This is a genomic window from Streptomyces sp. NPDC094448, assembly GCF_044763775.1.
Classification (GTDB): domain Bacteria; phylum Actinomycetota; class Actinomycetes; order Streptomycetales; family Streptomycetaceae; genus Streptomyces.
On the sequence record NZ_JBIWGU010000014.1, the window covers coordinates 154481 to 179158 of the forward strand.

Below are 24678 nucleotides of genomic sequence, written 5' to 3' on the forward strand. Positions count from 1 at the left end.
GCGCCGTGCCGGGTGCGGTCCGGTCGGTGTGGCCGTACAGCCGGGGAGCCCGGGTCCGTAACCCTGCCGTGCGGTCGCCGGGTACGGCGGAGCCGTGGCCGCCCCGGCACCCGGCGGCGGCCCGCCGGCGGGCACGGCGGACCCCCGCCACCGATAACGTCCCCCTCATCCCCGCGCGCCTCCCCGGCCGCCGAACCCGAGTACGGTGGTGAACTCCCCCGGCGCCCCGTCACCGCCGGCGAAGCCGCTGCCGATCAGCGTGGTGGCGGGCTCCTTGCGCCCGAAGCCGGCGGAGTACCAGCCGAGCGGCGGCCCGGTCTCGCCGCGGTGCGCCCGCCAGGACAGCTCCCCCGGCAGGTCGAGCACCGCGGACCGGTCCTCGCCGTCCCGGGTCCAGGTGAGGACCGCCCGGTTCCCCGCCAGTTCCGCGGTGATCGCAGGACCGAGGTGGAACGCCAGACGGGCGGCCCGGCGCGGGCCGCGTACCTCGTCGACCACGCGCAGCACCCGGCTCCCGGGGTCCAGCTCCACCCGGCGGCGGTGCACGGAGTCCTGGTAGCCGTCGTGTTCGGCACACCAGCGGGCCGTGTCCGCCGTCTCCACGGCCAGCACGCGGCTGCGGGCGTGCCGGGTCCACAGGAAGGGGCCGCCGGATACGGACTGGTCACCGCCGTCCAGCTCCAGGGTGTTGTGGCCGAGGGTCGACCGGAAGTACCGCCGCCATTCGGGCTGCCCGTGGTAGCAGTACGTCCCCGGGTCCGCGAGGACGTCCACCCCGTCGTGCCGGACCTCCACGGACAGGGCGTCGGCGTGGGCATGCGCCGCGATGGAGAGGAAACCGTGCGGGCCGCCGTCGCAGCGGCACCAGATCTCCCCCGTCTCCCCCGGGCCGCGCAGGATCGTCAGGCCCGCGTCCGCGAAGTGGTCCGGGCGGCTCTCCGGGCGGGTGACGGCCGGGGCCGTGGTCCGGACGAGCGCGGCCAGCAGCGGGGTGCGGACATCGGTGCCGGTGATCTCGGGCCACCAGTCGAGCCGGCCGAACACGGCCTCCCCGGTGGCCAGCAGCGAGGCCCAGCGGTCGGTGCCCGCGCCGTCCACGACCAGACCGTGGCCGTCGTCCGCGTCGCCCTGGCGCGGCGGCCGCAGCCTGCCGTCCACGACGGCCGCGAGCGCGTCGGTCATCCGCAGCAGCACCAGCCGGACGGCGCCGGGGACCGGCACACCGGCGGCGTCCGCCTCGGCCACCGCGGCCAGGCCGAGTTCCAGGACGAGTCCGTGGTACTCGGTGGCCAGCTCGCGGTTGAGGCCGGAGTCGAAGGTGTTGCTCCGCAGGTGCCGTTCCAGCGACCGCAGCGCACCGTCCCGCCAGCGCGCCGATTCGGGGAACCAGCCGAACGCGCAGGCCGCGGCGGCCTGCCCGGCCGCCTCCGCGACGATGTGGTTGTTCGCCGACGACCCCCGGCTGGGGAAGGCGGCCAGCCAGCGCTGGTGGTGCCAGATCTGGTGGAGGGCGACCGGATTGCCCTCGAAGAGCGGGGCCGCGCCGGGCCAGCCGTCCAGGAGCCGCCGGATCCACACCCAGGAGAGCAGCCGGATCCCCAGCTCGATACCGCTGATCCAGTGCACCCCGCGCAGCGGCGGGTTGGTCGCCCACCACGACCGCAGCTGTCCGGCCACCCGCTCGGCGTACCGCTCGTTGCCGGTGACCGCGTAGGCGGCGGCGAGCACCGTGAGGTACTGGTGCCGCGACGGCTCCCAGATCTGCTTGATGTCGCCGACGGCGTCCTCGTCCCGGTACGGCACATCGAAGGCGTAGCCGTCGGGGGCCCGCCGTCCGGTCTTCGGATCGTGCCACCAGTCCGGGTCGGCCAGATCGCCTCGGTCCACGCCGAAGAACTCGGCGTGCCCGGCCAGCAGCCGGTCCGCCTCGGCGACCAGGCGTTTCGCGGCATCCGGAGGTACGGCGGCGATCGTCCCGGCGGGCAGGACCGAGGTGAACCGGGCGCCCGCCGGGTGCGGGGAAGCGGGTGGCGCCGAACGCCACCGCCTTCTGCGTACCGCGTCGCCCACCCGCCCGCCGACCTCCGCCGGCCCCATCCGGGAGAGCCGCCGCAGGTACCAGCCCGCGCTCATGGTCATCGGGCCCCCGCCAGCGTCACCGGTGCGCCCCCGGAGAGGCTGACCTGTACGGCGAGGGTGGCCGCCGTGGTCGCGACCAGCGACTCCAGCGGTATCGGCATCGGTCCGCCGGTCCGTACAGCTGCCAGGAAGGCGTCCAGTTCGGCGCGCTGGCCCTTGTCCCGGGCCTTGGGCAGACGGGAGCTGACCCACCGCTTGCGGCCGTACACCGAGGCGCGGACGAAATCGTCGAGCCGCAGCGCCCGGCCGTCGGCGACCAGGTCCAGCGTCTCCTTGGGGAAGCCCGCGGGGCCGCTGGTGACATAGCTGATGGTGGCGGTGGAGCCGCCCGGGTAGCGGAGCACGACCTGGAGGTCCTCGTTGGGCGCGGCGACCGCGTACACCGAGACCGGGTCGGCGGCGAGCAGCCGGCTCGCCGTGTCGATGAAGTGCCCGCCCTCGCCGGCGAACCGCGATCCCTCGGAATCCTGCCGGAGGTACCAGCTGCCCTGTTCCAGCCGGCCCGCGTTGACCAGGTAGCGGAGGTTCGCCGGGCCGGTGCGGGGGCCGAACTGCTTCCCCGCCTCCTGGAGCAGAGGGGCGAAGCGGCGGTTGAAGCCCACCTGGAGCCGGTCGTTGCCGGACTCCTCCACCGCGGCGAGGACACCGGCCAGTTCGTCCTCGGTGAGCGCGAGCGGCTTCTCCACGAAGACCGTCTTGCCCGCCAGCAGCGCCCTGCGGGTCAGTTCGGCGTGCGAGCTGTGCCGGGTGACCACGAACACCGCGTCGACGGCGGGATCGCCGAGTACGGCGTCGAGGTCGGTGGTCGCCTCGCGGAAGCCGAACTTGCGCTGCGCGTTGGCCGCGGACAGCGCCGTCGTGGTGACGACCTTGGCGAGGTCGACGCCGTCACGCCGGGCCAGATGCGGCAGCAGCATCGACGTCGCGTAGTTTCCCGCGCCGATGAACGCCAGGCGTACGGGTGCCCCGGCGGACCGGGCCGGTGCCGGGCGTCCCCCGCCGCGGCGTACCGCCGGCACGGTCAGCTCCGGGGCGCCCGTTCCGGATGGCGGCCCGGTCCGCTGCTCCCCTTCCGTCCCGGACGCCTGCCCTGCCGGCTCCCCGGGCCCTTGTCCAGCGCCTTGTCCGGACTCGGGTCCGGCCTCGGGTCCGGCCTTCTGCTCCGGGTAGCGGAACAGCACGGCCACGGCCTTCAGCTCGCCGTCCTTCAGGCTCCGGTACGTTCCGACGGCGTCGTCGAAGTCCGCGATCCGGGAGACCAGGGGCTCCATATCGACCCGGCCGCGGGCGGCGAGGTCCAGGAAGCAGGCCAGATTGCGGCGCTCCGTCCAGCGGACATAGCCGATCGGATAGTCCCGCCCCTCCAGCTCGTACTCGGGGTCGTACCGCCCGGGGCCGTAGGAGCGGGAGAACCGGACGTCCAGCTCCTTCATGTAGTACGCGTTCCATGGCAGGTCCAGACGGCACTTGCCGATGTCGACGACCCGGCCCCGGTCCCGGCTCAGCCGGACGGCCAGCTCCACGGGCTCGTTGCTGCTGCCCCCGGCGGCCAGATACACCTGGTCCGCACCATGCCCGCCGGTGAGTTCGGCGACGGCGCCCGCCACGGCCGCCGACGCGGGATCGCCGCAGGCCACGGCGCCCAGACGGACCGCCAGCTGACAGCGCACCGGATCGGGGTCGACCCCGACAACCCGGACTCCCGATGCGGTCAGCAGCTGTGCCACCAGCTGCCCGATCAGCCCGAGGCCGATGACCAGCGCCACCTCGCCGAGCTGCGGTTCGCCGCGGCGGACGCCCTGGAGCGCGATCGACCCGACGGTGCCGAAGGCCGCGTGCCGCGGTTCGAGACCGTCCGGCACCGGCGTGTAGAGGTTCTTCGGCACCCAGTTCAGCTCGGCGTGCAGGGCGTGCTCGTTACCGGCGCACGCCACCAGATCTCCGACCGCCACATCGCCGATGCCCGTGCCGACCTGCTCGACCACCCCGCACAGCGAATAGCCCAGCGGAGTCCAGGAGTCCAGCTTGCCCATCACCTTGCGGTAGGTGGCGCCGACCCCGTTGGTGGCGACGCTCTGCACGACCTTCGCCACCTGGTCCGGCCGGGAACGGGCCTTGCCCAGCATCGACATACCGGCCTCGGACACCTTCATCAGCTCGGTGCCGGTGGAGATCAGCGAGTAGGCGCTCCGTACCAGCACCCCACCCGGCTTGCACCCCGGAACCGGCACGTCGAGCAGTGCCAGCTCACCGCTCTTGTAGTTCTGCACAACCTGTTTCACCGCAGCTCCTCTTGATTTCTACGCCGTCAGGCCGCTTGGTTCCGGCCGGAGCCAGAGGCAGCGCCGCGATACCAGTACTCAAGGGTCAGTACGTGCCAGAGATGTTTGGAGTAGTCCCGCTGCCCGGCGGCGTCCTCGGCGACGAGCCGCGCCAGCGCGTCCCGGCGCAGGAATCCGGAGCGGACGAGTACGCCGTCGTTCACCACCTCGCGGACCAGCGGGGCCAGATCCCGGCTCATCCAGGCCCGCAGCGGGGCGCTGAACAGGCCCTTGGGCCGGTACACGATCTCCCGGGGCAGTACCGACGCGGCCGCCTCCTTGAGGGCCGCCTTGCCCTGCCGTCCGGCGATCTTGCGATGGCCGGGCAGGGCGAACGCCGCCTTGACCACTTCGACGTCGACGTACGGCACCCGCACCTCGGTGGAGGCGGCCATGCTCGACCGGTCCGTGTAGGCGAGGTTCAGCCCCGGCAGGAACATCCGGGCGTCGGTGAGGCACATCCGGTTGACGAAATCGTCGAGGTCGTTGTCGTGGTAGACGTCCGCATGCTCGGTCAGCACGTCGTCGACCGTCCCGGCCAGATCCGGATCGACCAGGTCCAGCAGCTCGGCCCGGTCGTACATGGTGTAACTGCGCCGGAACGCGGTCTCCTCGGGGAGTTCGGCGAAGGAGAGGAACCGCTTGGCGAAGCGCACCGACCGGTAACCCCGGCGGGACGTGGCGACCGGCAGCCGGTCGACGGCCCGGAACATCCCCCGCCGCAGAGGCCGCGGGATGCGCTGGTAGCGCAGGGCCAGCAGATTGGCCAGGTGCTTGCGGTACCCGGCGAACAGTTCGTCGGCGCCCATGCCCGAGAGCATCACCTTCACCCCGGCGTCACGGGCGGCCGAGCAGATCAGGAAGGTGTTGATCGCCGCCGGGTCCCCGATCGGCTCGTCCAGGTGGTACGTCATCTGCGGCAGCAGGTCGAGCACCCGCGGGGCGATCTCGATCTCGTGGAGGTCGACGCCGAACCGCTCGGCCACCTGCCGGGCGTAGCGGAGGTCGTCCGGCATCGCCTCGAATTTGGCGTCCTCGGCGCGGAAGCCGATGGTGTAGGCCGAGATCCCGGGCCGGTGGCGGGCGGCCAGCGCGGTCAGATAGCTGGAGTCCAGACCGCCGGAGAGGAAGGCCGCCACCGGTACGTCGGAGAGCAGATGCCGCCGGCCGGACTCCTCGACAACAGCGGCCAGATCGGGCAGTTCGCCGCTGCGGGCCTGCTCGCGGGCCTCGGCGGCGACGTCCCGGAGGTTCCAGAACCGGCCGCGTTCCACCCGGCCGTCGGCCCGGGCCCGCAGCCAGCTCCCGGGGGGCAGCTTCTCCGCCTCGCGGTAGGCGCAGCGCGAGTCCGGCACCCAGTAGTAGAGCAGCGACGCCACCAGCGCGGCGTGGTCGACCTCCAGGGTGCCGCCGGTCACGGCGGCGAGCGCCTTGAGTTCGGAGGCGAACACCAGGCCCGGACCGCGCCGGAGCAGGAACAGGGGTTTGATGCCGAGCTGGTCGCGGGCGACGACCAGATCGCCGGTCCGCTCGTCGAAGACGGCGAACGCGAACATGCCGCGCAGCCGGGGCAGGCAGCCGGTGCCCCAGCGGCGCCAGGCCTCCAGCAGCACTTCGGTGTCGGAGGTGCCGCGGAAGCGCACCCCGGCGGCCGTCAGCTCGGTGCGGAGTTCGGGCGCGTTGTACAGCTCGCCGTTGTACGTCAGGGCGAGACCGTCCGAGACCATCGGCTGGGCGCCGGTCTCCGACAGGTCGACGACGGCCAGCCGGCGGTGCCCCAGATGGACTTCGGCGTCACCGACGGGGTGGCTGTACCGGCCCGCCCCGTCCGGTCCGCGGTGGGCGAGGACATCGGTGAGCCGGTCGGTCACGGCCTTCCCGTCCGGCCATCGGTAGGTGCCTGCGATACCACACATGTTCTAGCGCGCCTCCTGGTCGCTGTCCGGGACCACGGCGGCCGTCATGGACGGCCGTTCCGTCCGCAGCGGGGCGGTCCCGTTCTGCCGGGCCGTACGGTCCGTCCGCAGCCGGCCCGCCGGGTTCTGCCGGGCCGGCCGCTCGTCGTGGCCGCGCAGCGCGGTGCGCAGCCCGTCCCACAGCGTGCCGTCGGTCCGGTCCCGCGGATCGGGGTCGACGAGCACCACACCGATCACCGGGATGCGCTGGTCGGCGAGTTGCCGTGCCACGGTGTGCAGCCATGCCGCGCTGCCGTGTCCGGCCCGTACGACGAGCACGGTCCGGCCGCCGAGGTAGCGGAGATCGGTCCATGCCGTACCGGGCGCGACCGAGCCGACGCCGATCCGGCGCGCCTGGCCGGGCACGGAGTCGGCCTCGGCGCCGCGGACCACGGTGGGGCCGTCCGGCTGGAGGCGGCTCTTGGCCAGCTCCCGGCCGGGCAGACCGTCGACGACGGCCACCGGCCCCTCCGCCGCCAGCGCGGCGGCGACGTTCAGGGCGATGACGCTCGTGGTCCGCGGACAGCCCAGTTCCAGCAGGGACACCGGTTCCGTGGCGCTGCGCACGGCGCGGGCCAGGGTCGCGGTGAGCCGTTCATGTGCCGCGCGGGTCCTGCGGCGCTGCCACGGCAGGGCGGGCCGGCGGGGTACGCCGCGCAGCTCCGCGACGACGGAGGCGCCCAGGTTCGCCGAGATCTCCCGGCGCAGTACGGGACGGTCCGCCACGACCGTGCCGACCGCGGCCAGGCCGAGGCCGAGGGCCAGCCCGAGGACGAGTCCGATCGCGCCCTTGGTGGCGGCGGCCCGGGGCAGCGACTGCTCCACCTCGCGGGGGCCGTCCACGATCTGGGTGCCCGCGATGACGCGGGGTGTGCCGGTGCGGGCTTCGGCGGCGCGCTGGTCGAAGTCCGCGATCCGCGAGTTCAGTTCGGCCCGGCGGGCGAAGAGCGTCTCGACGTCGGCCGAGGCCTTCGGGTCGGTGCGGGCGGGCAGGGCCCCGATCGACTTGTTGACCTGGGCGAGTTCGGCCCGCATCCGGTCGCGCTGGTCGAGCAGCGCCTTGGCCTCGGCGTTCGCGCCCTCCCGCATCCGCCGGATGTGGTCCGCCACGAAGGCTTCGGCCAGCGCCCGGGCGCGGGCCACCGCCTCGGCTCCGCTACGGGCCGACACTTCGATCCGGAGCAGGTTGTTGGTCAGGCCGGTGCCCCGGTAGTCCTTCATGAAGTCCTCCGGCTTCTCGGCGGACTTCAGGGACCGGAGGGCTTCTCCGGCGATCCGGGTGGTGCCCAGCAGGGCGACGTCGGTGCGGATGAGCGTGCCGGTGTCGTTCGGCTGGTCCTCCTGGTGGGCGACCAGCACGGTGGTCACCGCGGTCGGCGGCGGCGGGAGGACGACCGCTATCGCGGTACCGGAGACGAGCCCCAGCAGAGCCACCGCCGACCAGAGGCGGCGGCGCCTGTTGACCGCCACCACCAGCGCCTGGAGGTCGAGGAGCGGGGCGGTTTCCGAAGGTTCCGGAGTGGTGCTCGTCGTCACACCGGCTCTCCCGTCGCATGGCCGCGGGCCGCGAGCGCCGGAGCGGCATCGTCCGGGCTGCGGTCGGCGGCCCGCGCGGGACCGGCCGCTACCGGGCCCGCGACGACGATGCCGACGATCTCGTGCCCGCCGTCCGCGCACGCCCCGGCGAGACCCGCCAGCTCGCCCGCGGTCCAGGTGCCCGCGCTCAGCACGACCAGGGCGCCGGACTCGGTGCCGCTGTCCGGAACCATCGGCCGGTCCACCGGGACCTCCACCACCCGCAGCTGCGGGTTGCCCCGGTCCGCGGCGTCCGCCGACGGATCGCTCCCGGCCTCGGTGACGAGCTGAGCGGCGGCCAGCCGGGCGATCCCGTCGCCTTCCGGTACGACGACGAGCAGCCGCCGGGGGGCGGGGTGCCGGTCCCTGAGGCGGGCGCAGATCCGCCGGTGGCGGATGCGTCTGCTGGTTTCGTCGCCCGAGGTCTGCGGGGTCGGTACGTCCCAGCGGGTGTCCGTGCCCAGCAGCCGCCGGATCCGGGCCCGGGGACCGCGGGGCCGTTGTGCGGAGTGGTCGGCGGGCACGTCGACGGTGCCCAGGAGCGGCGAGCCGAGCGCCGCCGCGATCTCCGGTTCGGTGCGCAGCCTGCGGTTCATCCGGGCGGCGGTGAGATGGGCGACGACCGTGAGGAGGACGGACAGCAGGGCCCCGGCGGCGATGAGCTGGACTCTCGTCGGCGGTGCCTCGCCGGTCGGCCGGGGCGCCGGGCCCATGACGACAAGGCCCCCCTTGTCGGTCGCCGACTCGGCCCGCTCCAGCTTCTCCATGGCCTCCTCCAGCGCCGTGCTCAGTTTCTGCAGCACGGTGCGGGCCTGCACACTCTCCACTGACTGCCCCGTATCGGCCTCTTTGGCCAGGTCGGTGATGCGGCGGTTGGTGTCGACCACCCTCTGCCGCAGTGCCGCGGGCGCCGTTGCCGCGTCGGTCTCGGTGCCGCCGCCCGTGATCCGCGCGGCGAAGGCGACGAACTGCTGGGCCAGCCGGTCGGCGAGCTGCTGGGCCCCCTCCGGGGTGCCGTCCGTACCCGAGATCTTGATGATGTTTCCGTCGGTGGTCTTGGCGCTCACCTGGTCCCGGAGTGCGGCGCCGCTCCCGCCCGGCCGGCCGAGCGCGGCGGCCGTGCGGTCGAGCACCGACGAACTGGTCGCTATCTCCACCTGGGTGAGGAGTTCGCGCTCCTCCCACGCCCCCGGCAGCAGTACGGACGCCGAGGCGGTGTACCGCGGCGGGAACACCAGCGACAGGCCGTAGCCGGCGAGCGCCCCCACCACGGCGAGGACGGCGATGAGCCGGCGGCGCCGGCGGAAGATCCGCCCCACCGTGGCCAGGCGTATCGTGTCGTCGCTCAACGGCGCGGCCACTTCCTTTCTCCTCTGCCCTCTGCTGTCCCTGCCACCGTCCGGGTACTGCCCGCCGACACCGGGGTCCGGCCGCGGCAGGCGGCGGTGTAGGCGGCGAGCAGCGACGCTTGGGAATTCCGCCAGGAGAGCGGTCCGCCGACCCGCTCCTGGCCGATCCGGCCCATCCGGGCCCGTCGCTCCGGATCGTCCAGCAGCTCCGCGATCAGCCCGGCGAACGCGGCCTCGTCGTTGGCCGGCGCGTAGACGGCGGCGTCACCGGCGGAGACCCGTGCCTCCCGGAGTTCGAAGGAGACGATCGGCCGGCCCATCGCCATGTACTCCAGGACCTTGTTCATGGTCGACACGTCGTTGAGCGGATTGAGCGGGTCCGGGGAGAGGCACACGTCCGCGGTGGAGAGGTAGCGGACCAGGTCGGCGTCCGGAATGCGCCCGGTGAACTGCACCTGCTCGGAGAGGCCGAGCCGCCGGGAGAGTTCCACCATCGCGTCGAAGGCGTCGCCGGAGCCGACGAAGACCGCGTGCCAGTCGCTCCGGCCCTGTTCGTCGCGGAGCTTCGCCAGGGCGCGCAGGGCGTAGTCGACCCCGTCCTGGGGGCCCATGACCCCGAGGTAGCAGAGCAGATGGGGCTTGCCGCGCTTCAGCTCCGGCTCGGCCGGTACCGGCTGGAACCGTTCGGTCGCGGGGGCGCTGCGCACCACGAAGACGTCCTCGGGGCGCCGTCCGCCACGGCGGATCGCGACGTCCCGGTAGCTCTCGTTGGTGGTGAGCACGATGTCCGCGGCCCGGTAGGTCATCCGTTCCAGCGCGCATACGGCGCGGTAGAGCAGGTCTTCGCCGCGGTCGAAGCGGGAGAGGTACAGCTCGGGTACCAGATCGTGCTGGTCGAAGACGAACCGCGCGCCGCGCCGCTTCAGCCGGAGGGCCGGCAGGAACAGCAGGTCGGGCGGGTTGCAGGCGTGGACCACATCGACCGGGCCGACCTTGCGGGCCAGCCGGGCCGTGTGCCAGAGCGCCGCTCCGTACTCCCGGAGGTAGCCGGCGGGCCCGCCGGTGGCCGCCCGTAACGGGTAGCGGTGGATCCGTACGCCGTCGATCTCGGCCGCCGGCTCCGTGTCCCGCTTGGTGCCCTGGGGGCAGATGACGTGCACCTCCCACCCCGCGTCGCGCAGCGTCGTGCACTCCTGCCACACCCGCCGGTCGAACGGCACGGACAGGTTCTCCACCAGGATCAGTGCGCGCCGGCCGGGCCGGTCGCTTCCGGCCGTGTCGTCCAACGATGTGTCACCAAGCAAGGCCTGTGTACCCCGGTTCGGTCCGGCGCGCGTGGGCGTCGGGAAGGTGGATGAGGTCGATGAGCGCCGGGCCGTCGCCGTGGGGCAGCTTCGCCAGTACGGCCGGGTCCCTGGTCCCGACCAGGCATACCTCGGCATGGTCGAGTACCTCGTCGACGGAGTCGGCGAGGAGTTGCGCGAGATGCGGCAGCCGGGTCTCGATGTACTCGCGGTTGGCGCCGAGCAGCCGGGAGAGGCTCACGTTGGCATCGTGGATCCGCAGGTCGTAGCCCTTGCCGAAGAGTCTCTCGGCGAGTTCGACGAGCGGACTCTCGCGGAGGTCGTCGGTGCCGGGTTTGAAGGAGAGGCCGAAGAGGCCCACCCGGCGTTTGCCGGTGCGTTCGACCAGTTCCACCGCCCGCTCCAGATGGGCGGAGTTGGACGGCAGTACGTTGGCGAGGATCGGGACCGCGATATCGGCGCGCTGTGCCGCGTGGACCAGGCTGCGTAAGTCCTTGGGCAGGCAGGAGCCGCCGAAGGCGAAGCCGGGCCGCAGATAGGCGGGGCTGATGTTCAGTTTGCGGTCGGCCAGGAACACGTCCATGACCTGGTGCGAGTCCACCCCGAGGGCGTGGCATACCGCGCCCAGTTCGTTCGCGAAACCGATCTTGAGACCGTGGAAGGCGTTGTCCGCGTACTTGATGGCCTCGGCCGTGGGGATCGGCACCCGGAACACCTCGCCGGGCAGGCCCTCGTAGAGTGCGGCCACCGCGTCGCCGCTCGCCGGGTCCAGTTCCCCGATGACGGTCTTGGGCGGATCGAAGAAGTCCCGCACGCTGGTGCCCTCGCGGAGGAACTCCGGGTTGACCGCGACTCCGAAGTCCACCCCGGCAGTGCCGCCGGCGCTCTTCTCCAGGATCGGGACCAGGAGGTTTCCGCAGGTGCCCGGAAGCATGGTGCTGCGGAAGACGACGGTCTGCCAACCGCCCCGTTCGGCCAGCGCGGCGCCGATCTCCTCGGTGACCCGCTCCAGATAGGCGGTGCACAGGCTGCCGTTGGGCTCCGACGGCGTCCCCACGCAGACGAGTGATACGTCGCTGCCCGCGATCGCCTCGCGGACATCGCCGGTGGCCCGTAATGCCCCGGTTCTCACGGTCTCGGCGACGAGTTCACCGATCCGCTCCTCGACCACCGGCGCCTTGCCGTCGTTCACCAGGTCGACCTTGACCTGGTTGACGTCCACCCCGATGACCTCGTGCCCGAGCCCGGCCAGGCACGCGGCCGACACACAGCCCACGTAGCCGAGCCCGAAAACGCTGATCCTCATGCCCCGTCCCTCCCGAGCGGACCCTTCCGGTCCGCGGTCCGCGCGCCCGCCGTACGGCGCGCCCTGCCCCCGCACATCAGTAGGCCCCCTGCCCGTAGACCACCGCACGCAGCGTCTTCCACAAGATCACCGTGTCCAGGGCGAGGGACCAGTCCTCCACGTACCGCAGGTCGAGCCGGACGGCCTCCTCCCACGGCAGGTCGCTGCGTCCGCTGATCTGCCACAGCCCGGTGAGTCCGGGCTTGACCAGCAGCCGCCGCCGGATGTCCGGGCCGTATGCGGCGGACTCCTCGGGCAGCGGGGGCCTCGGGCCGACGAGCGACATGGACCCGGTGAGGACGTTGAACAGTTGCGGCAACTCGTCGATCGAGTAGCGGCGCAGCACTGCTCCGACCCGGGTCACCCGGGGGTCCCGGCGGAGCTTGAACAGCAGGCCGGCGCCCTCGTTGCGGTGGACGAGACCGGCCCGTGCCCGGTCGGCCCCGGCGACCATGGTGCGGAATTTGAGGATGGTGAACTCGCGGCCGTCCTTGCCGACCCTGCGCTGCCGGTAGAACGCTCCGCCCCGGCTGTCCAGCAGGACGAGCAGTCCGACCAGCAGCATCAGCGGGGCGAACAGCAGCAGCAGGATCGCCGCGCCCATGCGGTCGACGACCGCTTTGACCACCCGGCGGCCGCCGGTGAAGGCCGGCATGCTGACCCGTAACAGCGGGATCCCGAGCACCGCGTCGACGTGCAGCCGCGGACCGGCTACCTCCATCAGTACGGGGGCGACGACCATCTCGGCGTCGCTGCCTTCGAGGTTCCAGGCCAGGCGCTGGAGCCGGTCCGGTGACCAGTGCGGGTCCGGGGTGACCGCGACGACCCGGTAGCCGTCGCGGCGGACGTGGTCGGCGACGTCCGTCAGCCGTCCGACGACCGGCACCCCGTCCAGCCGGTCACCGTCGAGCCCGAGCCCGTCGGTCGTGCAGACCGCGTCCACCCGCCAGCCGAGGTGGGGGGACTTGCGGGCCCGGGTGATCAGATCGCGCAGGGTGGCCGGGCTCCCGGCGGCGAGCACCGGTCTCAGGCACCGCCCTTCCTTCCGCTGCCGGTGCAGCCGGAGGCGGAGCAGATAGCGCACGGTCATGGTGGTGAGTGCGATCGCGGGGATCGCGACGAATATCCAGAGTTTGATGTTGCGCGAGGTGAAGGCGATCCCGCCGAGCGCGAGGACGACCGCCGCCGTGAACAGCGAGCGTCCGAGCCGGCGGAACTCCTCGGCGCCCTGACCGAGTACGGCGGGAGCCCACGCCCGGCCCATCGCCAGCGCTCCCAGCACCAGCAGTTCGGTGCCGAAGGCGAGAATGACCCACTTCTCGTGCCAGTTGGCGGCGTCCCGGGCCCCGAAGAAGTTCCCTATGGCCGCCACCACGAAGGCGGTGGACACGGTATCGCCGGCGATCACGGTACGGCGGTACCGCTCCTCCCAGTCGATCGCGGGCTCGCCGATCGCCCCGTTCGCCAGACGCTCGCGCGCCGACGGAAACGGATTGACTAATCCCCCCTGCTCCACAGAACCCCCCAGGTCCCAGCGGTTCGACGTGTGCCTCTGCTTCGCCCCCGGGAGGCCCCCGCCTCCCGCGCCGCGCCGTTCCTTCCCCCGGGAGGCCCACGCCCCCCGCGCATGACATTCCGGCTCTCCCAGCGCTGCTTGAGCAGCCCACCCCGGCGGCAGCGGACTCGTCCGTCCTGCCGTTGGGGCCTCTCTCGGAGACCCTCGTCGTCGAGGCGGGCGGAACCCGTCGGGACCCCGGGTGCTCCCCGCACCCACGGCCTCTCCAGGACTCCGGAATGGATCACCCCCACCTCCGGCGCGGGGGCCGCGATTGCGGTGGTCCGCAGCGCCGGAGCTAAAGATCATTACTGTTCGCCTGGTGCCCGAACAGCTGAAGCACGGTCAATCTAGACCATCGGGGCCGGTATGGAGAGGGGATGTGTGCAATTTGTGCTCAGCCTTTGAAACCGGATCCACCGAACGGCCATCAAAAGCAGCCGTCTCCAGTCCATCCGCACCCCTTGTGACCTGCGACGACAAAACTCCCCCCGATGATCGGCACCGGCCATCCGGAGGCTCGCGGGCAGGCACAGACCGACCATAAATTGCCCTGGGTAAAGCCTTCTTCCGAGAACACTCCGGTAAACCGCTTCAACGCGCGCCCCACAAATATCTCAGACCTCATACGTAACACCCGACGCTTCAAAAAGACGCCGGAGAACATGGATTCCCGGCCAGGGCCACGACGCTTTTCCGCCCTGCGTACGGAATGCGCTACAGGACCACTCCGCAATGACCGAAACCTGACTGTCGACAGGGCATATGACGCATGGATGCATTGTTCCCCCGGCCCTGTCACGGTTCCATGCTGGTGATCCTGCGGTGGGGAACCGGAGGACGGACTTTCGTGGGGGGAACAATGAGCGGAAACGCGAACCGGAGAACTCCGAGGCCCATGCGGGCCGCCCTGAGTGCGGCGTTCGCGGTCTGCGCGGTCACGGCGGTGCTGCCCGGCGCAGCCCGGGCCGAGCCCACCGGCCCGGCGGACTTCCGCGCCACCGCTGTGGAGAGGGTCAGTGTCGCGGTCGACGGCACCCAGGGCGACGGCGACTCCACCGGCGCCTCGATCACGCCCGACGGCTCGCGGATCGCCTTTCTGTCGTCGGCCGGGACACTGACACCGGCTCCCGGCCCGCCCCCGGGTGGAAACCGGGTGTACGTCCGCGACCAGCGGACGGCGCGCCTCATGCAGCTCGGGAACGACGGGCCGCTCGCGCCCCCGGTGATCAGCAGTGACGGCGGCTATGTCGCCTATCCGGTGCCGGTGATGCGCGACGAGCTGGTCCGCCAGTACCAGCTGAGCACGGGGCGGGCGATCGCGAAGGACTGCTCGGCCTACAACTGCCGGGTGTCCCTGGGCACCGAGGGACGCTATCTGGCCTACGGCATGCTCTTCAGGCCGCCCGAGCCCAACCAGCGCATCGAGGTGTTCGACTGGGACACCGGAACCGCCCGGACCATCGACATCATCCACAACACGCGGCCGTCCTCGCCGTCCCTCAGCGACGACGGCCGCTACCTCGCCTACCAGGACGGCGGGGAACAGGACGTCTTCCTGTGGGACCGGACCGACGGCACCCCCTCCGGCCCCATCGAGGGCCCGGGCAGGGCCGCGACCCTCGTCCAGCTCAGCGACGACGGCAGCAAGGTCGTCTACCGCTCGGGTTCCGACACCTATGTCCACGACACGGCCACCGGAACGGCCCTGCCGGTGCCGGACGTACGCGGGGTGGCCATCGATCCCACCGGCACCTATCTGCTGTACGCCCCGCACGGCACGAACGGCCCCGCGCTCACGCTGCGCGACCTGCGGACGGGCACCGACGAGATCGTCTCGAACCAGCCCGCGTCGGCCGGGACCGACGCGGTCAGCGCAGGCGGACGCGATGTGGTCTTCCAGTCCACGGCCGCCGATCTGGTGCCCGGCGACACCAACGGCAAGTCGGACGTCTTCCTCCGCACCTTCCGCTGACCGGGATACGCCGTGCCCCCTCCGGTGGACCGGAGGGGGCACGGCAGGGGTCGGGTCCGATACCGGGCGGAGATCCGGTCGGAGATCCGGGCGGAGAGCATGCCGCGGGAGTGCCGGCGCAGGGCCCTTGGCCGACGGCCGGGACAGCCTTTACTTCCGCACGCGGAAGCGGAGCATCGTGACGGCTCCCGACCGGGTGCTGCCGAGGGGTTCCAGGTCGATCCGCCCGAGGCCCGGGGGCGAGAAGCGGACACCGTCGCCGAGGAGTACCGGCAGGACGTACACCAGAATCTCGTCGACGAGTCCGCGCCGCAGGCACTGGGCGGCCACGTCGGCGCCGAGGATTTCCAGGTTCCGGCCGCCCGCGGCAGCGCGTGCCGTGGCGACGGCTTCTCCGATATCGCAGCTGAGGAAGGTGACGGCCGGGTCGGGTTCGCCGGGGGGCTCGTGGGTGAGGACGAACTGCGGTCCTCCGTCGTAGGCGGTGCCCTCGGCGGCCATGCCCTTGGCGGCGTCGTAGGTGCCCCGGCCGACGAGCATGGCACCGGTGGCCGCCATGACCTCGGGGAACGTATCCGGGGTCAGATGCTCGGCGATCCAGCCCATCGCGTGGCCGGGGCCGGCGATGAAGCCGTCCAGCGACATCGCCCTGTTCACCACCGTTCCGCCGGTGCGGACCCTCATATCGTTCATGCGCCCTCTCCCTGCACTCCGGAGACCCGGGGCCGCATCATAAGTCGGTCCCGGTGCCGGAGCCCGCAAGGCGGGCGGGGTCCGCCGGACCCCGCCGCCGGGGCTCCGTGCGCGGGCACGGTCGGCGGCGGCGGGGCGGCTTCGTTCTCCGGGATCAGCAGGAGAGGTTGGGGCCGGTCGGCACACCCAGGATCTGGGTGAAGTTCTTGTAGCGGTTGACGCGGCTCTGCACCTGGGCGGGGTGGCCGCCGTCGCATTCGAGCGCGCCGTTGATGGCGCGGATGGTCTGGGCGAATCCGGCGCCGCCGACCATGGCGTCATGGGCGGTGACCGGACCGGGGCCGTCCTGGGTGTTCCAGTACCAGAGCGCCGTCTTCATGGCGACGGCCGGGTCGGTCTCGACCAGATCGGGGTTGTTGAGCAGGTCGATGCCCAGCCAGTCGCCGACGGTCTTGTAGTTGAAGTTCCAGCTCAGCATGATCGGCCCGCGGCCGTAGTACTTGGCCTGGCCCGCGGGGCAGCCGTAGGGCTGGGCCCGGTCGCAGTAGATCGGGTAGTTCCGCTCGTCGATCTCCTTGATGTAGAACAGCCCGCCGGTCTCGTGGCTGATGTTGGCGAGGAAGGCCGCGGCCTCCTGCTTGCGCATCGTGTCGGTGCCGGTGTGGGCGAACGCCGGGAACGCCTTCATGGCGTCGGTGAGGCCCTTGTACGTGTAGAAGGAGTTCCGGCGCGGGAACATCTGGTTGAACTGCGCCTCACTCACCACAAAGCTGTTCGGGTCGGGGTTGCCGCCCGTACCGCAGGTGTAGGGGTCCCAGTAGTACGTGCTGGCGACGGGGTCGTACCCGGGGTTGGCCCGCTCCGCGACATAGATGTTGCCGTCGGTGTACTTGACGATGTCGCCCACGCGGTAGTTCTGGCCGGCGGCCCAGGCCGGGGCGATGGCGCACTCGTCCGCCGCGGCGGAGGACGGGGCGGCGACAGCGGTCGGCACCAGGGCGGTCGCCAGCAGCGAGCCCGCCGCGAGCACGGCGGCCGTCAGGGATCTCATTCGGGTTTTGAGCACGGTCCAGTGACCTTTCGTGCATCCGTGGACATGCCTGGCAGCCCCGATGGAACACCGGGGCGACCAGACACGCCGTGTGGGGGGTGGTCACGCATACCCAAGCCCGTCGGACACGGCCCGGTCAAGGTATAGACCAATGCGAGTTTTGAAACAACTGGCTTTATTCCAGAACCAGTTCACCGTGGTCACGGCCCCGGCAGCGCCCTCATCCGTGCCACGACGGGCCGTCCGCCGCCCGGACTCCGCGGGAATTCACTCACGGAAGCATCGCTTCCGGGACGCGGCGACGGAACGCCGAGGGGGCCGCCGGACAGGTGGTACGGGCCCGGCGCGCGGCGGCCGGGAGGCCGGGCCGAGCGGGAGCGGGGGAAGAGGCGCGGCGGAGCGGCCGCCTGTCCGCCGTGCGGTCCGGCGACCTCGTCACCGTACGAGCAGGAACGCCCCCCGAGGCCCGCCCGGCCGGGCCGGCTACGCCTCGCCCTGTGCCACGGCCGAGGCCCCCGCCAGCAGCAGGGTCACCAGCCGCGTGAGCCGGGGGACGAACTCGGAGGCCAGATGAGCGAGGAGGGGATCCTCCTCGTAGAGACGCGCGAGGTTCTCCGGGGGGTTCGAGGTCTGCCACTGCTGCGCCGCCATCGCGGCCGTCCCGGCGATCACATCGACCGCCTGCCCCCGGTCCAGCCACGGCAGGGCGGTGGTCAGGGTCCGGGCGATGCGGTCCACGGCGTCGAGGGTCGTCACCTTGAAGTCACGGACCTGCTGCCGGGTCACCCCGCGTTCCAGGCTGAGCTGTGCGTGCCCCAGCAGATCGCAGAAGAGGGGGCGGTCGGCGAGCGTGGCGGCGAGGGCGGTCGCGACGGTACGGGGCTCCTCGGGTCCCCGCAGTGTCTCGCCGACCGCGTCGGCCCAGTCCTGCCAGCCGTCCGCGGTCAGCAGAAGGAAGACGGCTTCCCGTGAAGCGAAGTACCTCAGGACCGCGGACTTGTGGACACCTGCCCCGGCGGCGATATCGGTGAGGGTGACCGGACGCACCCCGTCGCGCCGGCCCAGCGCGGCCGCGGCGTGCAGGATGTCCTGTCGGCGCTGCTCCTTGTGCTCCGGTCTGCGGGCGCGCTGGAACGGCGGAGTGGTCATGCAGGCACCTTAACGCGACGGGCCGGGGGGCCGGGCGGGGCGGCGGGTGGCCGGAACCGGTACCCGGGCGCAGCGCCCGCGGACCCGGTGGCCGGCGTGGGGAGCAGGTGCCGGAGTGCTTTCGGCACCCGATTCGCCGGTCGCTTCCCGCGGTCCGTCCACAGCTTCCCCGGCCGATTGTCAGTGAACGCCGCTAACGTTCCGCCTGTCGTCGCACAGCTGTCGGGCACATCCCGGCTGAACTGTGCTTTCTTCTTGCTGTCCTGATGCGTGAGGCGGGAATCGTGGGCTGGCTGTCGGCGGGTGACGGGTACGAAGTCGCCTTGGTGGAAGGACGGGTGGCAGCGCGTGCCACCTCGGGAAGGGCGGCGGGACGGCAGTTGAAGTCCCTGCCTCGGGCCCTCAGGGACCACCCCGAGGTGGACCGGCTGCGGCGGTTCGCGGAGTGGCTGGATCGGCACGCCGCGCAATGCGTCGCGCAGGTGGACTCCTGGATGGTGTCGTCGCTGCCCGTGCCCACCGGCCTGCTGGCCCAGGTGTGGCGGGACGAGGCCTGGCAGTCGGCCCTGCGCGACCTGGCCGTGGTCGGCGACGACCCGGACGAGGTCGGCCTCCTGCGGGGTGCCACCGACAACGGCGAACTGCGGCTGGTGAACCTCGACGGCGAGACCGTCCGCCTCTCCCCGCGAACGGTGACCCTGCCGCACCCGGTCCTGCTGCCCGATCTCGACGACATCCGGGAGTTCGCCGCGGAGCTGGGCGTCGTCCAGCGCGTCGAGCAGATCCACCGGGCGACCTGGCTTCGGCCCGGCGACCTCGCCCCCGGGGCGACCGAGATACGCGAGTTCGCCGGCGGCTCCTTCCGCTCGCGCTTCGCCGTCGCCGCGCGCGCCGGCTCCCTGGGCTATCGCGTCTCGGGCGGCTACTCGACGGCCCGGGTCCGCGACGGCGGTCGCACCGTCGAAGCGTCCGTATGGATCGGGGAGCCGTACTGGGAGGACTCGGTGGAGACCGGTGGCCTCACCTGGCGCGGCGAGGACGGCCGGGCCGTCCCGCTGCGCGAAGTGGGCCCGGTGGCCTGGTCGGAGGGGATGCGGATGGCCGCGGCGCTGTACGCCGGGCGTGACATCGAGAAGGGCAAGAACGCATGAGCGGGGGGACGCAGGTGTCGTACGAGGACATGCTCGCGGCGGGCGCGGTCCTGCCGCCGGACACGCGGGACGCGGGTGAACGGGCGGCTCCGCTGACGGCGCGCAGCTACCGCCACCCGGGTCTCGACGACCGGGTGGTGGTGCGGGTGGTGGCCGCCGAGCTGGGCGCGGCGGAGGATCTCGCCGCCGGGTTCCTCGGTCTGGAGCAGGACGGAGAGCCGGCCGTGGTGGGCCTGGGGCTGCGCCGGTCGCTGGGCTTCCCGGAATGGGTGCTGGTCAACCATCCCGCGGACGGGCACCATGCGCTCGGTGTCGTACCGGATCTGGAGCGGGCGGCCCGGCAGGTGCGGTCCCGGCCCAAGGCCGCCATGGACGCCTATACGGAGATCGGCGCGCGGCTGGCGGCCTCCGTCCCGCACTTCCTGCCGACCTTCTACGAGCAGGCGGGCCGGGCCTTCCTCACCGAGGAGAACGCCACGTACGCGGCGCAGCTCTTCACCCGGGCCCGCAAGGCCGAGGCGGAGCACGGGCTGGTCGTCGAGGAGGACCGCCTCGACGCGGTGTTCCTTGAATTCGCCCTGGCGGGGGCGCTGCCGGTGAAGGTGCTCTCCGCGTACGGCAGGGAGCTGGCCGCCCGGGTACCGGCCGACGAGGCGCTGCGGCGCTTCACCCGGCTCTGTCTGCGCCGTACGGCGGGCGGGCTCCCGCCGTCGGCACAGATGGCGGGCGATCTGCGCAAGCTGGCCCGCGCCGCCGGCCGGGACGCCGAAACCGCCGAGCAGGAGTACCTCTCCGAACTCCTCGGTCTGCCGGCCACCCTGCGGGCCGCGGCCGGCTGGTGGAAGGGCCACCGGGCCGCGCTGGTGGCGCTGGCCGCCCGGGACCGGCGGGTCCGCGGCGCCCTGCTGGACATGGTCCCGGCGGGCTACGACGACGAGCTGCCCGCGCTCTGGCTCAGGGTGCTGGAGGACTCCGGCGCCACCGCGGGCCTGTGGGACGCCTCGCTGCCCGAGGAGGAGCGGCCGCGGGACGGCACGGCGGGCTGGCTGGGGCGCTTCCTGGCCTTCCGCGAGCGGGCGCGCTCCTGGCGTGGTTCGACCCGGATGCCCGAGCTGTATCCGCTGGTGGAGCGGGCCGTGGACCGTCTGCGCGCCGAACTCGGTGCGTCCGGTGGTGCGCTGCGGGTCACCCATGACATCGACCTGATCGACCTGCTGCTGTCCCTGGACGTCCCGGTCGCCGCACCGGAGCCCGACGACGCCCTGCCGCTGACCCCGTGGGCCCAGGGCGAGGGGCACCGGGACCTGCTGCTCCTGGCTGCCGACGCCCGGTTCCACGACGCCTTCCTGAAGGGTGCCGAACAGTTCGGCAACCACGACCCTGCGCTGCGGGCCATCCGCGTGCTGGCCGCGTCCCCGGGTGGCCGCCCGTTGCTGGCCCGGTGGGTCGCGGCGGCCGTCAAGCGCTTCACGGTGGCCGGTCTGCCGCAGTTGCCCGACGCGCTGGGCCGGCTGAAGTGGCTGCCCGCCGAGGCGCTGGCGCTCGCCGAGGACGAGGTGCGCAAGGCCGTTGCCACCGACCTCGCCCCCGTGCTGGTACGCACTCTGCGGGCCGGCCTCTTCGACGAACTCGGCTGGCCCGCGTGGGAGGAGGCGGTGGCCGGCCTCGTACCGAAGGACTCGGTGGAGGATCTGATCGTCGCCGACGCCTGGCCCCACCTCGTGGTCGCGGGCGAGGCCCAGGCCCGGGTGATCGGCGCCGAGGGCACCCTGCTCACCCACGATCTGCGCATCCCCACGGGCGAACGCCGTGGCGACCCCGGCTTCCACCATGTCGACGGCGCACTCCTCGTCTACTGGAGCAGCCGCAGCGGCGGCCTGCGGGGCTACTGGCACAGCAGGGCCGACCGCATCGAGACGCTGGCCGGCTCGCGCTCCACCCGCGGCACCGAAATGGACTGGTACCGGGGCGACTTCCCGATCACCCTGCCGCTGCCCGGCGGCGGCCGGACCACCGGCCGTGGTGTCGTGCACGCGGGCGACACCACCGTGCCCGAGGAGTGCCCGCTGCTCTTCGACGGCTCCTCCTACTGGGTGTGGCACGCGGACTCCGAGGACCGCGCGGCGCACGGCTGGTACGAGTACGATCCGGCCACCGGCGACCGGGGGCGCATGAGCCGGCCGGCGTTCCTCGCCGACGCGCTGCGGAACGCCCCCGAGGGCAGCAGCTTCGCGGGCGGCCGGCTGCACCCCTCCCCCACGGCCGGTGCCGCTCCCGCCTGCGCGCCCGTGTACGGGTTCGTCGGCCTGCGCAGCCTGACGCTCCCGGACGGTTCCACCCGGGTCGAGGACCTCGCCGGGCACGCCCTCACCCTCCCGGCCGACACGGGTGTGCCGTACACACTGGTGATGTTCCCCGGCGCCGAGCGGCCCACCGCGGTCGTGCGCAACGGCTGGCAGCTCGATCTCGTGGACGCGGAGGGTGTCGTCACCGCCTGGGCGAAGACCGACCGCACCGCGGGCTCCTTCGGCGAGGGCACCCTCCTGCTGCCGCCGGTGCAGTACTGGGAGTGCCTGACCCCGCGGGATCCGGAAGGCTCGGCGGGACTGCGGGGCATCGACCGCGACACCGCCGCCGCCCTGCTGGCAGCCGCCGCCGACCGGGACGCCGAGGCGCTGATCCGGGCGATCCGCACTCTGCTGCCCGTCACCCACCCCGCCCTGCTGAAGGGCGTCGCCGGAGTCGTGCGCTACGCGGCGGCCCAGCAGGGCGTCCTGGACGCGGCGGCGACCCGGCTGACCCGGGCCATGGAGGGCGTCCCGGACGACGAGGGGCCGGCCGGTCCGGCGGACCGTCTGCTGAGCGAGGCGCTCAGCGGAGTCGGTGCGTCGCGCGGTTACTGGTCGAGCAGCGAGGACGGGGCCGACACGGTCTTCCGTGCTCTGCGCCTGCTGACTCGCGCCACCGACACCGGAGCCACCGACACCGGGGCGAACGGGACCGGGGCGAACGGGACCGGGGCGAACGGGACCGGGGCGAACGGGACCGGGGCGAACGGGACCGGGGCGAACGGGACCGGCGGCCGGCTGCACCTCGACGGGCCGGAGGTGCCGACCGGCCGGCCGGAGCTGCTCCCGCTGATCGCCCGGACGCCGGCGCTCGCCTACCGGGCCGCCGCCGGCACCACCACCGAGGAGCACCGCGAGGCTCTGCGGCAGCTCCTGGCCGGATTCGAGCGGTTGGGGACGGACGGGTCCGCGGCGTCCGGGCGCTGGCGCAAGGTGACCCTGCGTCTGGACGCGCACCGGCTCCGTCTCGCGTCGGGCGAAGGGCAGGAGGGTTCCTGGAACGGTCTGCTGACGCTCGGGGGCGGCGCCTTCGTCGCGTTCACCGGGCACGGGTCCCTGGACGACGCCGGCTGCGATTTCACCGGCCTCTTCCACGACCCCGCGGGCCGGTTCGCCGCGCCGGAGCCCTACACCGTGCTGTCCTGCGAACCGATCGGCCACGGCGAACACGGTTTCCCGCTCGGGAAGTTCCTGGCCGAGCTTGCCGCGCGGGGTCCCGCGCCGTGGTTCCCCGCGGCCGCCGAGGAGTTCGCCCGCCTGACCGGTACCACCGAGACGATGGCCCGGCTCGTCGTCGCCGGGCTGCCGGGAGTCGACGTCTACGAGCGGACCTTCCTCACCACCGAGGCCCGCAACGCCATCGGGGTGAAGGCCGCTCCCGCGGCGGTCGCCAAGGACGAGCTGCGCGGTATCGACAGCGCCGTGCGCGCCGCGGTCGTGGGCGCCCTGCTGCCCTCCGATCCGGCCCGGCTGTGGACCGACGGCCCGGACGCGGCCGCGGGCGCCGCCGTCTGGAACGCCGAGATCGGCAGTCGTCCCGCCGTGCCCGAGGAGCTGCTCGGCGACGCCGTCCGTGCCCTCAAGCACTCGGCGTGGACCGTACGGGAAGCCCTGCCCGCGCTCCTGGACCCGGCGGCGTCCCCGCAGCTCAGCCGGGATCTCCAGTGGGAGGTCAAGGGCGACCGGGTGCGGCCCGTCGACGGCGCCGGGGCCGGGTTCACCGCGGCGACCCTGGTCGGTGCGGTGGCCCTGATGGCCTGGCTGGCCCACCGGCTGCCCGCGGACGATCCGATCCGCGCCGCGCTGCCGCCCGCGTTCACCGCCGTACGTACCCGGCTCGCGGCTCCCGGCCTCATGCTCGACCTCGGCCGCTACATCAGCCTTCCCGAGTTCCGGAAGGCGGCGGGCGCGCCCACCGAGACCGGCCCGGGATTCGAGCGCTACGGCGCCGTCGTCCTCGCCACCTACGACGACCAGCCCGCCCCGGGCATCCGCGTCGACCTCCTCGACGAGGCCGGCCAGGACCCCCATCTGCCCGCCACGCGCGCCGACGAGCACCCGTACCCGGTGGAGGTCGCCCTGCGACTGGTCCGCGACCCCCGTTTCGCGGCCCTGCTCGCCGACCCCGGGGAGCCGATCGCGGGCGACCGCGGCCCGGCCGGCACCTGGTGGCCGCAGGATCCGGGCCGCTCCGTGCCCGACCTGGTCACCGAGGCGGCGAAGGAGTACGGCCTCGGTGAGGACGCGGCCACGCTGTATCTGATGCTGCTGGCCCTGCCCGATCCGACCGACCGGTCCACCGCCCGGTGGACGGGCTGGAAGCCGGCCCGTCTGAAGGCGGCCCGCGCCGAACTGGCCGCCACCGATCTCGTGGTGCAGGCCGCCAGGACCAGAGCGGGCCGTTCCCTCTTCCTGCCCGGCGGCTGGGCCGAACAGCCCGCGCCGCGGATCCCGCTGGAGCACTGGAAGCTGCCGCTGTTCGACACGGTCCACGGCGAACGCGCCTCGTTCGGCGTGATCGCGCCCACCGAACCGGTCGCCGACCTGTACCGCAGGGCCTGGCAGCGGATCCTCGACGGCGACACGCCCCGGTTCGAGGAGCTGGAGGCGCGGCGGGGCCGCCGCCGCTGACCGCACCGAAGCACCCCCTTCGGCGGATGCGGGCGCGGAGGCACCGGACCTTCCTCGCCTCGGACTTCCGCCCCGGCTTCCGGCGGATGCGGGCGGAGGGGCACCGGGCACCACCGGTGCCCCTGCCCCTCCCGCCT

14 protein-coding genes are annotated in these 24678 nt (G+C 72.9%); 3 read left to right on the forward strand and 11 right to left on the reverse strand.

What is annotated here, in order from left to right; all coding sequences use genetic code 11:
• Positions 1-165: 165 nt before the first annotated feature.
• The 8 genes from ACIQ9E_RS25795 to ACIQ9E_RS25830 form a co-directional block, all read right to left on the reverse strand.
• Positions 166-2139, reverse strand: coding sequence for an alginate lyase family protein (locus tag ACIQ9E_RS25795; RefSeq protein WP_403710848.1), 1974 nt, complete (start codon positions 2137-2139; stop codon positions 166-168).
• Positions 2136-4421, reverse strand: a complete 2286-nt coding sequence (locus ACIQ9E_RS25800; protein ID WP_403710850.1) for a bi-domain-containing oxidoreductase — start codon at positions 4419-4421, stop codon at positions 2136-2138. Before ACIQ9E_RS25800 ends, ACIQ9E_RS25795 begins: the two co-directional genes overlap by 4 nt.
• Positions 4422-4447: 26 nt before the next feature.
• Positions 4448-6376, reverse strand: a complete 1929-nt coding sequence (asnB, locus tag ACIQ9E_RS25805) for an asparagine synthase (glutamine-hydrolyzing) (protein WP_403710852.1) — start codon at positions 6374-6376, stop codon at positions 4448-4450.
• Positions 6377-6379: 3 nt separating this feature from the next.
• Positions 6380-7951, reverse strand: a complete 1572-nt coding sequence (locus ACIQ9E_RS25810; protein ID WP_403710854.1) for a Wzz/FepE/Etk N-terminal domain-containing protein — start codon at positions 7949-7951, stop codon at positions 6380-6382.
• On the reverse strand, positions 7948-9339 hold the full coding sequence (locus tag ACIQ9E_RS25815; protein ID WP_403710856.1) for a Wzz/FepE/Etk N-terminal domain-containing protein: 1392 nt from the start codon (positions 9337-9339) through the stop codon (positions 7948-7950). Before ACIQ9E_RS25815 ends, ACIQ9E_RS25810 begins: the two co-directional genes overlap by 4 nt.
• Entirely contained in the window at positions 9336-10643 is a 1308-nt protein-coding gene (locus ACIQ9E_RS25820) for a glycosyltransferase family 4 protein (protein WP_403710858.1), read from the reverse strand. The genes ACIQ9E_RS25815 and ACIQ9E_RS25820 overlap by 4 nt, the downstream gene beginning before the upstream one ends.
• A complete protein-coding gene (locus ACIQ9E_RS25825) occupies positions 10633-11949 on the reverse strand; it encodes a nucleotide sugar dehydrogenase (protein ID WP_403710860.1) in 1317 nt (438 codons plus the stop codon). The genes ACIQ9E_RS25820 and ACIQ9E_RS25825 overlap by 11 nt, the downstream gene beginning before the upstream one ends.
• A gap of 76 nt (positions 11950-12025) precedes the next feature.
• Complete coding sequence (locus tag ACIQ9E_RS25830; protein WP_403710862.1) at positions 12026-13504, reverse strand: sugar transferase; 1479 nt, start codon at positions 13502-13504, stop codon at positions 12026-12028.
• Positions 13505-14441: 937 nt separating this feature from the next.
• Between ACIQ9E_RS25830 and ACIQ9E_RS25835 the strand changes: the two genes are divergently transcribed.
• The gene (locus ACIQ9E_RS25835) at positions 14442-15518 is read left to right on the forward strand and encodes a WD40 repeat domain-containing protein (RefSeq protein WP_403710864.1); all 1077 of its coding nucleotides are present in this window, start codon (positions 14442-14444) and stop codon (positions 15516-15518) included.
• 150 nt (positions 15519-15668) lie between these two features.
• Here ACIQ9E_RS25835 and ACIQ9E_RS25840 read toward each other — a convergent pair whose 3' ends face one another.
• The 3 genes from ACIQ9E_RS25840 to ACIQ9E_RS25850 form a co-directional block, all read right to left on the reverse strand.
• Positions 15669-16211: a dihydrofolate reductase family protein gene (locus ACIQ9E_RS25840; protein ID WP_403710866.1), complete on the reverse strand. Its 543-nt coding sequence runs from the start codon at positions 16209-16211 to the stop codon at positions 15669-15671.
• 154 nt (positions 16212-16365) lie between these two features.
• Positions 16366-17277 carry a glycoside hydrolase family 19 protein gene (locus ACIQ9E_RS25845; RefSeq protein WP_403710868.1) on the reverse strand — a complete coding sequence of 304 codons (912 nt, stop codon included), beginning with the start codon at positions 17275-17277 and terminating at the stop codon, positions 16366-16368.
• Positions 17278-17745: 468 nt separating this feature from the next.
• On the reverse strand, positions 17746-18411 hold the full coding sequence (locus tag ACIQ9E_RS25850; RefSeq protein WP_403710870.1) for a TetR family transcriptional regulator: 666 nt from the start codon (positions 18409-18411) through the stop codon (positions 17746-17748).
• Positions 18412-18695: 284 nt separating this feature from the next.
• Here ACIQ9E_RS25850 and ACIQ9E_RS25855 point away from each other — a divergent pair, with 284 nt between their 5' ends.
• A complete protein-coding gene (locus tag ACIQ9E_RS25855) occupies positions 18696-19562 on the forward strand; it encodes a DUF4132 domain-containing protein (RefSeq protein WP_403710925.1) in 867 nt (288 codons plus the stop codon).
• The gene (locus ACIQ9E_RS25860; protein WP_403710872.1) at positions 19559-24541 is read left to right on the forward strand and encodes a DNA-binding protein; all 4983 of its coding nucleotides are present in this window, start codon (positions 19559-19561) and stop codon (positions 24539-24541) included. Before ACIQ9E_RS25855 ends, ACIQ9E_RS25860 begins: the two co-directional genes overlap by 4 nt.
• The last annotated feature ends 137 nt before the right edge of the window (positions 24542-24678 follow it).